Annotated in this window: 10 protein-coding genes; 5 read left to right on the top strand and 5 right to left on the bottom strand. The window is 63.8% G+C overall.

Annotation, left to right across the window (positions count from 1 at the left end):
• Window positions 1–11: 11 nt before the first annotated feature.
• A complete protein-coding gene (locus AC0Z42_RS16835) occupies window positions 12–2324 on the bottom strand; it encodes a DOMON domain-containing protein (protein WP_485469348.1) in 2313 nt (770 codons plus the stop codon).
• Between the two features lie 105 nt (window positions 2325–2429).
• Window positions 2430–3698, bottom strand: coding sequence for a beta-ketoacyl-ACP synthase II (fabF, locus tag AC0Z42_RS16840; protein WP_485469349.1), 1269 nt, complete (start codon window positions 3696–3698; stop codon window positions 2430–2432).
• A 179-nt stretch (window positions 3699–3877) separates the two neighbouring features.
• Here fabF and AC0Z42_RS16845 point away from each other — a divergent pair, with 179 nt between their 5' ends.
• Complete coding sequence (locus tag AC0Z42_RS16845) at window positions 3878–4909, top strand: AraC family transcriptional regulator (RefSeq protein WP_485469350.1); 1032 nt, start codon at window positions 3878–3880, stop codon at window positions 4907–4909.
• Between the two features lie 35 nt (window positions 4910–4944).
• On the opposite strand, the gene AC0Z42_RS16850 is transcribed toward AC0Z42_RS16845, so the two are convergent.
• Window positions 4945–5532 carry a TetR/AcrR family transcriptional regulator gene (locus AC0Z42_RS16850; protein WP_485469351.1) on the bottom strand — a complete coding sequence of 196 codons (588 nt, stop codon included), beginning with the start codon at window positions 5530–5532 and terminating at the stop codon, window positions 4945–4947.
• 212 nt (window positions 5533–5744) lie between these two features.
• On the opposite strand from AC0Z42_RS16850, the gene AC0Z42_RS16855 reads away from it, so the two are divergent.
• On the top strand, window positions 5745–6506 hold the full coding sequence (locus AC0Z42_RS16855; protein ID WP_485469352.1) for an SDR family NAD(P)-dependent oxidoreductase: 762 nt from the start codon (window positions 5745–5747) through the stop codon (window positions 6504–6506).
• A gap of 58 nt (window positions 6507–6564) precedes the next feature.
• Here AC0Z42_RS16855 and AC0Z42_RS16860 read toward each other — a convergent pair whose 3' ends face one another.
• Window positions 6565–7080 carry a hypothetical protein gene (locus tag AC0Z42_RS16860; RefSeq protein WP_485469353.1) on the bottom strand — a complete coding sequence of 172 codons (516 nt, stop codon included), beginning with the start codon at window positions 7078–7080 and terminating at the stop codon, window positions 6565–6567.
• A gap of 88 nt (window positions 7081–7168) precedes the next feature.
• Entirely contained in the window at window positions 7169–7546 is a 378-nt protein-coding gene (locus AC0Z42_RS16865) for a SirB2 family protein (protein WP_485469354.1), read from the bottom strand.
• Window positions 7547–7707: 161 nt separating this feature from the next.
• On the opposite strand from AC0Z42_RS16865, the gene AC0Z42_RS16870 reads away from it, so the two are divergent.
• The 3 genes from AC0Z42_RS16870 to AC0Z42_RS16880 all read left to right on the top strand — a co-directional run bounded on the left by AC0Z42_RS16870 (window position 7708) and on the right by AC0Z42_RS16880 (window position 12124).
• Window positions 7708–9225 (top strand): phage tail sheath family protein, encoded by a 1518-nt coding sequence (locus tag AC0Z42_RS16870; RefSeq protein WP_485469355.1) that lies wholly within the window; start codon window positions 7708–7710, stop codon window positions 9223–9225.
• 332 nt (window positions 9226–9557) lie between these two features.
• Window positions 9558–10742 (top strand): MFS transporter, encoded by a 1185-nt coding sequence (locus AC0Z42_RS16875; protein WP_485469482.1) that lies wholly within the window; start codon window positions 9558–9560, stop codon window positions 10740–10742.
• Window positions 10739–12124, top strand: coding sequence for a NarK family nitrate/nitrite MFS transporter (locus tag AC0Z42_RS16880; protein ID WP_485469356.1), 1386 nt, complete (start codon window positions 10739–10741; stop codon window positions 12122–12124). The genes AC0Z42_RS16875 and AC0Z42_RS16880 overlap by 4 nt, the downstream gene beginning before the upstream one ends.

Genomic DNA, 12124 nt, shown 5'->3' on the forward strand with positions numbered 1-12124 from the left:
GCTTCAGGCGGTCACACTTCCCACTGGAACTTGATGGTCAGCGCCTGGTTGGTGACCGTAGGCGCACGGGTTTTGTCGCGCGAGTAGCCAACCGACATCGAGCGCCCGTGGCGCCACAAATGGCGGTACAGCAGCGAGCGGTGCAGCTGCTTTTCGGTCCATGGTTCCAGATTGCTCACGCCATCGTCGCGCCGTTCGCCGGCCGTGTTCTGCACCAGCAGGCGCAGCGAATCTTTAGGGGTGAAGTGCAGCATGGCCAGCACGCGCCAGCCGGTGTCGGTAAACGCAGGCTGTCCCAGGGTGCCTTGCACCCAGGCGCGGCGCCAAAGCTGGTCCAGTTCCAGCGCCCAGCCATTGGGCAAGGCGCGGCGCCAGCCCAGGTCCAGCGTGACGTTGCCGCCACGCCCGACCCGGTCGGCGTCGACGTCGAGCTGGCGCCCCAGCGTGACTTCCGCATTCAGTTTGGGCAGCCAGGGCAGGGGCGACGATTCGAAGCCGAAATGCAGCGCGGTTGTATCGTGCAACTTGCCCAGGCGATTCGCGCGCTGCTGGTCGAAGCCCAGGTTGGCCCAGAAATTGAGCTGGCGCGGACCACGGAACCACACGCCGGGCTGCAGCTTGCGCTCGACCACCTGGCCACCAGGCTGGCCGCTGACGCGGTCGCCGACGGTGCGGATCTCGTGCAGGCCCAGGTGCGCTTCGGTCTCGTACAGGTCCAGCGCCAGGTCGTTCCAGGCCGGTCGCTGCGCACCCATGCGGCGGTTCAGATTGATGTCGGCCTTGGCGACGCCGGTTTGCGGCACGAAGCCATTGTCGTTGACAAAGCCGCCGCTGCTGGCCTCGAAGGCCGCGTCGTTCCACCAGGCGTCACTGATGTGCGTGAATTTGCCCCAGCCATAAACGCCACGGCGGGTGGCGACGCGCCGTGCAGGCCCGGCCTCGTCGGCCAGAGCGACATTGCTGTTCGATTGCATCAGCAGCCACGCCGCCTGCTGGCCGTCGCCGCGCCACTGGCCGTCAAGGCCGAAGACGGTATTGGCGCCGGCGCGGCCGTTATCGTGACTGTACCCGCGCTGCGAGGCGAAAGCTCCCAGCAGCACGCCACCGCCATCCCCATGCCAGCGCCCGCGCAGCAGGCTGGCCAGGGTGCGCGTGCTCTGGTCGTACTGGGCAGTTTCATACGGGCCGCCGCGCAGCACCACGCCGCCGGGCTGGTCGCGCAGGCTCATGGCGGTGGCGTCCATCTGCGCGCCGCGCCAGGTGGCGCGCAAGCCCCATTCCGGGTCGGCCACGGTGCGCGAATAAAACGCCGCCAGCGGCAGGCCCAGCACGTCGGCGCTTTCGAGGAAAAAGCCCCGTTTTTCCGGCAGGCTGAGGGCAATCCGGCTGGCCCCCGACGATGTCGGTTCGTCGATTTCCACCTGCGAGTAATCGGGATTGAGCGTGCCATTGAAGACCCAGTCCGCGCGCGGGCGGGCGTTCACTTCCAGGCCCAGGCTGGCGCGGTTGGCGCGGCGCCGGCCGTTGGCATCGTCGTCGCGCGTGGCACGCAGGGTCAGTTCGGGCTTCAGTTCCAGAAAAGCGCGGTCGCGCACGCCGGCCACCGTGTCACCCATGCCATCGATTTCCTGCAAGGCGGCGATATGGCTCAAGGCGTCGCTGCTCAAAGGTGTGCTGGTCAGCAGCAGGCCGCCCGCATGCGGCACGCTGCGCTCGATCATGGCGCGCCAGGTCTTGCCGCCCTCGTAGGGAAAGCGCAGGTTCGACAAGGGCCAGCGCACTTCCATGCTGTAGCCGTCGTCCAGCAGCTTGACGGCGGCGTCGATCGGAAAATCGGGCCCCAGGTCGGACAGGTCCTCGTCGGCGCGGTACATGCCGTCGCTGATTACACCGAGGGTATTGATGCGCACGAACTGCGCCGCGCGGCCGTGGCCGGTAGGGTCGAGCCAGATGCCGATAAAGTCCTGGTCCGTGCCCACCTTGTCGCGCCGCGCCAGCGCACCCTGGCGCTGGTGTGGAGCGTCGTCCCAGGCGCGGATGCCGAACACCAGCGCGCCGTCGACCACCAGCAGCTGCACCGTGGTGCGCAGCTGCGCGGGCGCCGGCCGGCCGTTTTCGGGCAGGTATTCGTAAAAGGTGTCATGCACGGGCGCCTCGCGCCAGGCATCTTCGCTGAGTGCGCCATCGAGTTGTGGCGGGGCGCTGGCAGACACCATGGCGGGCAGGGCGATGGTTCCCGGCACGCTGGCCTCGCAATTGGCGGCGGCGCTGGCAAGCAGCAGCGCCGAGATCAGCTTGTTAGTGGTCTTGAAGATGGATGGCACCAGATCCCTTGCAGTCGATGCAGCCACGCGCACGGATGTGGCGTGGCTGGGGCCGCAAGTGTACGCGATTTCATGTTATATAGGCAAGTACACCTGCGGCTACCGTCATAGCCTGCCAAATACCAGGCTGGCGTTGACGCCGCCAAAGCCGAAGCCGTTCGAGATGGCGTAATCGGTGGCGATCTGGCGCGCCGTGCCGGTGACGATATCGACGCCTTGGGTGGCCGGATCGGGCTGCGCCAGGTTCAGGGTTGGCGGCGCCATCTGGTCGCGCAAGGCCAGTACCGTGAAGATTGCCTCCACGCCGCCGGCCGCACCCAGCAAATGGCCGGTGGCCGACTTGGTGGCCGAGACGGCGGGGCCGCTGCCGCTGCCGAAGATCGCCTTGATGGCTGCCAGTTCGCTCATGTCGCCCACCGGGGTGGAGGTGGCGTGGGCGTTCAGGTGGCCGATCTGGCCGGGCGCGATATTGGCCTGCCGGATCGCCAGTTCCATGGCGCGCCGTCCACCGGCGCCGTCTTCCGGTGGCGACGTCATGTGATGGGCGTCGGCGCTGGTGCCATAACCGAGCAGTTCGACGATGGGCGTGGCGCCACGGCGCAAGGCGTGTTCCAGTTCTTCGATCACCAGCATGCCGGCGCCTTCGCCCATCACGAAGCCGTCGCGGGCCATATCGAACGGGCGCGATGCCTGGCCTGGATGGTCGTTGAAGCCGGTGGACATGGTCCTGGCGGCGGCAAAGGCGCCAAAGCTGACGCGGTCGATGCAGGCTTCGGCACCGCCGCAGACGGCGATATCGGCTTCGCCGGCGCGTATCAGGCGCGCAGCATCGCCGATGGCCTGGGCGCTGGCGGCGCAGGCCGTCACAGGCGCGCCCAGCGGGCCGCGAAAGCCGTGGCGTATCGAGATGTGGCCGGCCGCCATATTGGCCAGGAAGTTGGGCACTGTAAACGGCGAAAGCCGTTTCGGACCACGGCCATCGGTGGTGCGCACGGCGTCGACGATGGCGCCGAAGCCGCCCACGCCGGAGCCGACGATGGTGGCGGTGCGCTCACGCGCGCTGTGGGTATCGGGCTGCCAGCCGGCCTGCTGCAAGGCCTCCTGCGCGGCGGCCAGCGCAAACACGGTAAAACGGTCCATTTTCTTGAGGTCCTTCGCTTCCACGGCGAGTGCCGGGTCGAAGCCCCAGGGGCGTTCCGGGCTCAGGCCAGGCACGCTGCCAGCCACCTTGGCGGCGATGCCTTCGGTGACGTCATCGGGCAGTATCGCCAGTCCCGACTGCCCATCGAGCAGGCGGCGCCAGACCGCTTCGACTCCGTTACCCAGTGGCGTGACCATGCCCATGCCGGTCACCACAATGCGTCGTGTATTCAATTCGTGCTCCTCTTTGGACCGATGCAGACGGGTCCATGTAAACAGATCATTAACAATAAGCAAAATGCGCCATGGCAGCCCTCAGGCAGCATGGAAATAATGTGCCAGTATAGGGAAATGAAAACGGAAAGGTTGCCACTTCACGCCATTGACTATGCAAAATGCGCCATAATCATGGCATGACTTCCTCCTGGAAAAACTCGCTGACGGTTTCCGCACACTTCCTGCACGCCATGCTGGACGGCGTGCGCAGCCGCCATGGCGAGGACGCTGCGGCCAGGGTGCTGGCGGCCGCCGCCATTCCCGCTTCCTTTCAGCATCAGCCTGACGCACGGCTGACGCGCCAGCAGTACGTGGCGCTGTACCGCGCCGTGGCGGCGACACTCGATGACGAAATGCTGGGCTTGTGGTCGCGGCCGGTGCGCACCGGCACCCTGAAATACCTGATGCTGAGCCTGCTTGATGCGCCCACCGTGCTGGTAGCGCTGCACCGCTTCGTGCGTTTCTGGAATTTGCTGCTGGACGATTACCGCTTGCACATTGCCAGCAAAAATGCGCTGGTGCGCTTGGCGCTGCTGGAGCGCTCGCCTGGCACGACGGTCACGCCGCTGGGGCATGAACTGATGATGAAGCTGATACACGGCATCGCTTCGTGGCTGCTGGGGCGCGAGCTCGGCCTGCGGCTGGTCGAGTTCAGCTTCGCCAGGCCTTTGCATGCGCCAGACTACGGCTTGCTGTATCCGGGCGAGGTGGGCTTCGACGCCGCCGCCACCAGCATCCACTTTGCCTACGACGACTGCGCGCAGCAGTTCAAGCGCGAAAAGCACGAGCTGTGGGCCTTCCTGAAACGCGCGCCCGAAGACTGGACCTTCAGCGCCATGCACCGTGCGTCGATTACGGTGAGGACGCGCGCCTATCTTGAGCGGCACCTGGCGCAAGCGGCGACGATACAGCACCTCGCGCAAGCGTTGCACACCACCGTGCGCACGCTGAACCGGCGCTTTGCCGATGAAGGCACGCATTTCCAGGCGGTCAAGGACGCACTGCGGCGCGATATCGCCGTGCACCGCCTGGCCAATTCCAACACCAGCGTGGCGGCGCTGGCGTTTGATCTTGGCTACGCCGACGCCACCGGCTTTTGCCGCGCCTTCAGGCAGTGGACCGGCAGCAGCCCGGCCAGTTACCGGCAAGGCGCCCGCCAGGGCGAGTGATGTTGCTGATCGCCGGCAGGGCCGGGCAGTGCATTTCAGGCACGGCCAGGCCAGGTGGAAAGTGCTTGCTCAGCTACTGCTTCCAGCGTGGCGCGACAGAAGCCCGCCTTTGCCTGCACAGCCATGCCGTGCAACACCGTCAGGATAAATGCGGCCAGCACGGCAGGGTTGGCGCTTTCCGGCAGGTCCCCCGTCTGCTGCGCCTGCTCCAGGCGCAAGCGCAGCGATGTTTCGGCTCCTGCACGTGCATCAATCAACGCCGTTTGCACCGGTACGATATCGTCTGATCCCGCCAGGGCGCCGTGAATGCCGAGGCAGCCCCTGCGATCGGCGTAGCGGGTATGCAGCTCGGCCGCATTGCGCAGCATGTGTTCGACGACCTTGCGCGATGTCGGCTGCTCCAGCGCGGCCGGAAAGAAATTCAGATAACGCGTGTAATAACGCTCAAGGGCACGGCGAAACAAGGCTTCCTTGTTGCCAAACGCGGAGTACAGCGCCGGCCGCTCAACGCCCGTAGCCTGCGTCAGGTCCGTGTACGACGCACCTTCATAGCCCATGCGCCAGAACACATTGAGCGCGGCGTCGAGCGCTTCATCTATATCGAACTCGCGGTGGCGACCCATCTGTTTCCTCGATTTCCATCTTTTCGTAACGACCGATATTAAATTAACCGGCTTGCCAGGTCAAGAATGCTGTCATCCATGGAGCCGTTCACACGCCGCTCAGCGACAACTTGACAGCGTTTATTTTATAACGTAACGTTCGTTACCGTACTGATCGTTATGATTCGGCGAATCTCGCTGAAAGTCGATCAGTCATTTGAAAAGGACACATCATGCAAAAGACTTTCGAAGGAAAAACCGTGCTGATCACGGGCGGGTCACGCGGGCTTGGCGTCGCCATTGCCCATGTATTTGCCGCTTACGGCGCAAACATCGCCATCAGTTACGCGGCATCGGCCGACAAGGCCGAGGAGGTCGTGGCAAGCTTGCGGGCGAAGGGCGTGCGTGCCCTCGCCATTCAAAGCGATCAGTCGGACCTGAGCAGCGCCAAGCCGCTGATCGATGCGGTGATCGCCGAATTTGGCCAGCTCGATATTCTCGTCAACAACGCTGGTATCGCAACCCAGGGTCAACTGGTGGATGATGCGGGACTCGACGAAGAAAAATACAATCGCCAGTGGCAGGTCAATGTATTGGGCTCGATTGCCAATACGCGTGCGGCGGCATCGAAATTGACAGATGGAGGCCGCATCATTTTCATCGGCTCCCTGCTGGGTGACTACGTGCCGTTCAAGGGCGTGGCCGATTACGCCGGAACGAAGGCGGCCCTGGCCGGCTACGCCAGGGGCATTGCGCGCGACCTCGGCTCGCGCAACATCACCGTCAACGTCGTGCAGCCTGGCGCCATGCCGACAGACATGAACAAGGAGGTCGCCGGTGAACTGCCGGACATGGACACCTTCCTCGACATGCATCCGATCCGACGCTTTGCCAGCCTGGAAGAGGTGGCTGAAGTCACCTGTTTCCTGGCTGGCCCGCATGCCGGCTATATTACCGGCGAGACCATCAATGTAGCGGGCGGACTCGGAATCTGACGCATGGCAAGCGCTTGATCAGGCAAGCATGAAGGTGCGCGGCACTTCGCCGCACCTTTCACGCTCGCCTGGCTGCATCCACCTGCGCCTGCACACCACGAAAATACGTCAGCGGCCGCTCGATTGTCACGCCCATCAGGGCGGCCGCCTGGATGATGTCGGCGGTGTCGCGCCGGTACACGACCAGTGCATCCATGTTGTCGGTGCCGGAACCTTCGATCTGGATCAGGTCGTAACCGCCTTCTTCCACGGCGCGCTGCGCCAGTTCGGCGTCCAGCCACTCGTAATAGGGCAGCACGCCGCGCTCGCGGTCCTTGAGCAGATCGTAGGGGAAGTCGGGAAAGTCGTCGAACATGTCCTGGATCTGCTCGTGCAGTTCGTCGATCTTGTCGCTCGAAGCGATATAGCCGCCCAGCTGGCTGATGATCTCGAGCGCGTAGGCTTCGGCATCGCTGTCGATCCATTCCTCCTGCGGGTTGGACGGCGCAGCGGTAACCGCGGCGACGGCTTCCTCGAGTTCTTCGCCTTCGAGGTCGCCGCAGGTCATTCGGGTCAGCAGTTCGGACAAGAGCATGATTGCCTTTCAGTGGTGGACGCATGGCCGGGATGGCCGGCTGGTGATGCCTGAAATAGTAGCATTGCCGGATTGGTCGCGCTGTTCCTTAGAACGGCCATGGCTGGCGCGTCACGGCCACCGCCACGATATACGCGAACACCAGCAGGGCAAGCACGAACGCGGTGGCGCGCACGGCCAGCGTCTTGCCGCGTTTCAGGGCGACGGTGCCCAGCACGATATACGCCACCAGCGCACACAGCTTGGCCATCAGCCACGGGTGCTGGCCAGGCGACTGGCCGCTCCACACGGCCAGCGTGATGGCGCTGGCCAAGAGGGCCGTATCGATCAGGTGCGGCGCGATTTTTACCCAGCGCTGCTGCAGCGCGGGCGAAGCACGCAGCATCCAGGCACCGCGCAAGAGGAACAGGGCGCCGCTGGCAGCGGCGCAACCCATGTGGAAATGCTTGAGGCTCAGGTAATCCATGTGCAGGTTTTCAAGGCGGTGAAAGAGCGGCCAGCATAGCCTGTATTGCCCTGGCCGGCCATATGTCAGGTGAACTAGAGGCCTGCCGGGCGCTGAATAAATCGTGAAAAAAAGCCGCACCCGGCATAGAATGGCAGTTCAGAATGCCACAGGGAGCAGCGATGCCATTGAAGACGCCGGGCGTGTATCTCGTCGCAGAGAATAAGCTGTCCGATTCCTTGCCTGCCGCCGCTACCGGCATGGCGCTGTTCCTCGGTTATACGGAAAAACCGGGCATGGATACCGCCGCCGGTCCTGTCCTGGTCGAGTCGATCAGGCAGTTCGAGCAGCAGTTCGGTGGCCAGCACGCACCGCAATTTTCGCTCCATGTCGAACCAGGCACGCTGGAGCTGCTGCCGGCGCACCACGACCAGGCGCGTTTTTTCCTCTACCTCGGCTTGCAGTCCTACTTCGACAACGGCGGCGGCCCGGCCTATGTGCAATCGACCGGCACGCATGCGGATGCGATCGCGCGCGGCAAGCGCAAAGAAGACTTCCTGGAGCGAATCGACGCCCTGAAAAACCTCGCCGGCGTGGGCCTGGTCGTGGCGCCCGATGCCACGCTGCTGGGCAGCAGTGACGAGTGTCATGCGGTGTGGCAGGCACTGCTCGATCATTGCGGCGCGATGGGCGACCGGATGGCGCTGATCGATGTCTACGGCGGCGGACAGCCACGCACCAGGCATCCGCAGGACGACATTATTTCGGGTAGCCGTCATGGCTTGCGCGCGTCGCTGCACGGCAGTTTTCTGAGCTTTGGCGCCGTCTATTATCCATGGCTGCATTTCAATCTGGCCGACCCCTTGAGCATTACCTGGGACAATCTCGACGACGCTGCGCTGGCGCTGCTGTCCGAGGCGCTGCTGCGGGAACTGGCCATGCAATCGCCACCGCTTTCGCCAGCGACCAGCGATGCGCTCGCGGCGCTGTTCCATGGCTTGGGCCAGCGCCTGCCTGCAGGCCAGGACAACCGTGCCGCGCTGGTTGCCGACACTCACCGCACATTGTTGAAAACCAGTGCGCTGTACTATCGGCTGGCCGCGCTGCTGCTGGCGCTGGCCAACCAGCTGCCGCCAGGCGCCGCGATGGCAGGCGTATACGCGCGTACCGATGCGCAGCAGGGCGTGTGGCAGGCGCCCGCCAATACCGGCATCGTCGGCGCCGTTGCACCGGCCGAAGAGATCTCGCAGCAAGACCACGAAGGACTGAACCTGCCGCCGGACGGCAAGGCCGTCAACGCCATCCGCAGCTTTCCAGGGGCCGGCCTGCTGATCTGGGGCGCGCGCACGATGGACGGCAACAGCGACGACTGGCGCTATATTCCGGTGCGGCGCACCGCCATCATGCTCGGACAATCGATCAAGGCAGCCATGGCGGCCCATGCATCGCTGCCCAACGACGCCAATACCTGGCAGTCCCTGCGCGCCATGATCGCCGGCTTCCTCACTGCGCAGTGGCAGAACGGCGCCTTGCTGGGCGCCAGCGCAGGCGACGCCTTCCGTGTCGAGGCCGGCCTGGGCAGCACCATGACGAGCGACGATATCGTGCAGGGCACCCTGCGCGTCAGCGTGGCCGTGGCGCTGATCCACCCGGCCGAATTCATCCACCTGTGCTTCGAGCAGCAGATGCAGTTGTCCTGATTGTTTTTCCGGGACGTGACGCCCTGCGCGCCCGTCCTGTCTTCCTTCTCCTGGTCCGCCTGCAGTGCCAGGGTGCCTAGTCACTTCTGCCGACCCCTCTATTCAGATTGCTTTTCCAAAACCACCCTGTGGCCGATAGTGCTGCAGGCAGCTGCCACGTAAGCTGGTCGGGACGGCTGGCCATGCGGCCAGTGCATTCATGGAGAAGCATCGTGGCTACCTTAGATGGCACCAACAATAACAGTAGTAGCAAAATCCCCAACGTACGGCGCAAGCAGCTGTCCGTGCTGGCCAGCAGCACCTTTTCCTTCACCATCTGTTTTGCGATCTGGATGATGTTTGCCGTCCTGGGTATTCCGATCAAGGCCAGCCTGGGCTTGAGCGAAACGCAATTCGGCCTGCTGGCCGCGATGCCGGTGCTGACCGGCTCCCTGGTGCGCGTGCCGCTGGGGATCTGGACCGACAAATACGGCGGGCGGCGCGTGTTCTTCCTGCTGATGCTGGCCAGCGTGGTGCCGATCTGGCTCATTTCCTATGCCACGGCCTACTGGCACTTCCTGTTGCTGGGCATGTTCGTCGGCCTGGCCGGCGGCTCGTTCTCGGTCGGCACGCCGTATGTGGCGCGCTGGTATGAAAAAGAGCGGCGCGGGCTGGCGATGGGCATTTTCGGCGCGGGCAATTCGGGTTCGGCGCTGACCAAGTTCGTCGCGCCCGGCATCGTCGCCGCCTTCGGCTGGCAGATGCTGCCCAAGGTGTATGCGGTGGCCATGCTGGCCACGGCCGTCATCTTCTGGCTGTTTTCATTTACCGACAAATCGCACCTGGCGCCGTCCGGCGAAAGCTTTGCCTCGCAAATGAAAGTGCTGAAAGACCCGCGCGTATGGCGCTATTGCCAGTACTACTCGGTGGTGTTCGGCGGCTATGTGGCGCTGGCGTTGTGGATGACCAAATACTACGTGGCCGAATACGGCTTTGACCTGAAACACGCCGCGCTGCTGGCAGCCTGTTTTTCGCTGCCCGGTGGCGTGCTGCGCGCGCTCGGTGGCTGGGTCTCGGACAAATATGGTGCTGCCAAGGTGACCTGGGCCGTGATGTGGGTGTGCTGGGTATGCTTTTTCCTGCTGTCGTATCCGCAAACGCAGATGGTGATCGAGACCGTCACCGGCCCGCTGGCCTTCCATGTCGGCCTGTCGCCGGTGCTGTTTACCGTGCTGCTGTTCGTGGTCGGCATCGCCATGGCGGTTGGCAAGGCGTCTGTCTTCAAATTCATCGGCGACGACTTTTCCGACAATATCGGCGCCGTCTCGGGCGTGGTGGGCCTGGCTGGCGGCTTGGGCGGCTTTGTGCTGCCCGTGATGTTCGGCGCGCTGGTCGACCTGACGGGTGTGCGTTCGAGCGCCTTCATGCTGCTGTACGGCACCGTCTGCGTGTCGCTGGTGTGGATGCACTTTTCCTTCAAGCCGCTGCGCGCGGCGCCAAGCAAGCAAATTAATCAACCTGCAGGAGTAACAGCATGAGCCGCTATATGATCAATACCTGGGAGCCTGAAACCCCCAGCTTCTGGCAACAGACCGGCAAGGCGACGGCCGGGCGCAATCTGTGGATCTCGATCCCCGCGCTGCTGCTGGCGTTTGCGGTGTGGATGGTGTGGAGCGTGGTGGTGGTCAACCTGCCCAATATCGGTTTCACCTATAGTAACAACCAGCTGTTCTGGCTGACCGCCTTGCCGGGCCTGTCCGGCGCCACTTTGCGCATTTTTTATTCGTTCATGGTGCCGATTTTCGGCGGGCGCCGCTGGACCGCCATTTCCACCGGCTCGCTCTTGATCCCGGCGATCGGCATCGGCTTTGCGGTGCAGGATGTGAACACCGGTTACCCGACCATGCTGGTGCTGGCGTTGCTGTGCGGCTTCGGCGGCGGCAATTTCGCCTCGTCGATGGCCAATATCAGCTTCTTCTACCCGAAAGCAAGCAAGGGTTTCGCACTGGGCATGAATGCGGGCCTGGGCAACCTGGGCGTGTCGGTGGTGCAGTTTGTGGTGCCGCTGGTGATCACCATGGCGGTGTTCGGCGCCTGGGGCGGGGAATCCCTGACGTGGGCCAAGGCTGGCGCCACCAAAGCCATGTGGCTGCAGAACGCCGGCTTTATCTGGGTGCCATTTATCGCCTTGAGTACCTTGCTGGCCTGGTTCGGCATGAATGACCTGGCCTCGGCCAAGGCCTCGTTTTCCGAGCAGGCGGTGATTTTCAGGCGCAAGCACAACTGGCTGATGTGCTGGCTGTACACCGGCACCTTTGGCTCGTTTATCGGTTATTCGGCCGCGTTTCCACTGCTGATCAAGATCCAGTTCCCGGACGTCAATCCGCTCGACTATGCGTTTCTCGGCCCGCTGGTCGGCGCCTTGTCGCGCGTGGCCGGCGGTGTGATTTCGGACAAACTGGGCGGCGCGCGCGTCACCCTTTGGTCGTTCCTGCTGATGATCGCCGCCGTACTGGGCGTGCTGTACTTCATGCCCCACGGTGGCCTTGGTGGCAGCTTCGGCGGTTTCTTCTGGATGTTCATGGTGCTGTTTGCCGGCACCGGCATCGGCAATGCGTCGACCTTCCGCATGATACCGGTGATCTTCCTGACCGAACACCAGCGCGGAGCAGCCGGCAAACCGAAGGCGGTGCAGGAGCAGGCCATCGTCGACGCCAACAAGGAAGGCGCGGCGGTGCTGGGCTTTACTTCCGCCGTGGCCGCCTATGGCGCCTTCTTTATCCCGAAAAGCTATGGCACTTCGATCGCGCTGACGGGCAGCCCGGACGCCGCGCTATGGTGCTTTATCGGCTTTTATGTCAGCTGCATTGCGATCACGTGGTGGTGCTACGCGCGCAAAAACGCAGCGATGCCTTGCTGA

This window comes from Janthinobacterium sp. 1L-D-8-B-C4, from assembly GCF_057291295.1.

Excerpts from the sequence above, each read along its gene's own strand:
- AC0Z42_RS16850 (WP_485469351.1), bottom strand. The coding sequence starts at position 5,532 with ATGGGTCGCCACCGCGAGTTCGATATAGATGAAGCGCTCGACGCCGCG.
- AC0Z42_RS16880 (WP_485469356.1), top strand. The coding sequence starts at position 10,739 with ATGAGCCGCTATATGATCAATACCTGGGAGCCTGAAACCCCCAGCTTC.
- AC0Z42_RS16865 (WP_485469354.1), bottom strand. The coding sequence starts at position 7,546 with ATGGATTACCTGAGCCTCAAGCATTTCCACATGGGTTGCGCCGCTGCC.
- AC0Z42_RS16875 (WP_485469482.1), top strand. The coding sequence starts at position 9,558 with ATGATGTTTGCCGTCCTGGGTATTCCGATCAAGGCCAGCCTGGGCTTG.
- AC0Z42_RS16860 (WP_485469353.1), bottom strand. The coding sequence starts at position 7,080 with ATGCTCTTGTCCGAACTGCTGACCCGAATGACCTGCGGCGACCTCGAA.
- AC0Z42_RS16870 (WP_485469355.1), top strand. The coding sequence starts at position 7,708 with ATGCCATTGAAGACGCCGGGCGTGTATCTCGTCGCAGAGAATAAGCTG.
- AC0Z42_RS16845 (WP_485469350.1), top strand. The coding sequence starts at position 3,878 with ATGACTTCCTCCTGGAAAAACTCGCTGACGGTTTCCGCACACTTCCTG.
- AC0Z42_RS16855 (WP_485469352.1), top strand. The coding sequence starts at position 5,745 with ATGCAAAAGACTTTCGAAGGAAAAACCGTGCTGATCACGGGCGGGTCA.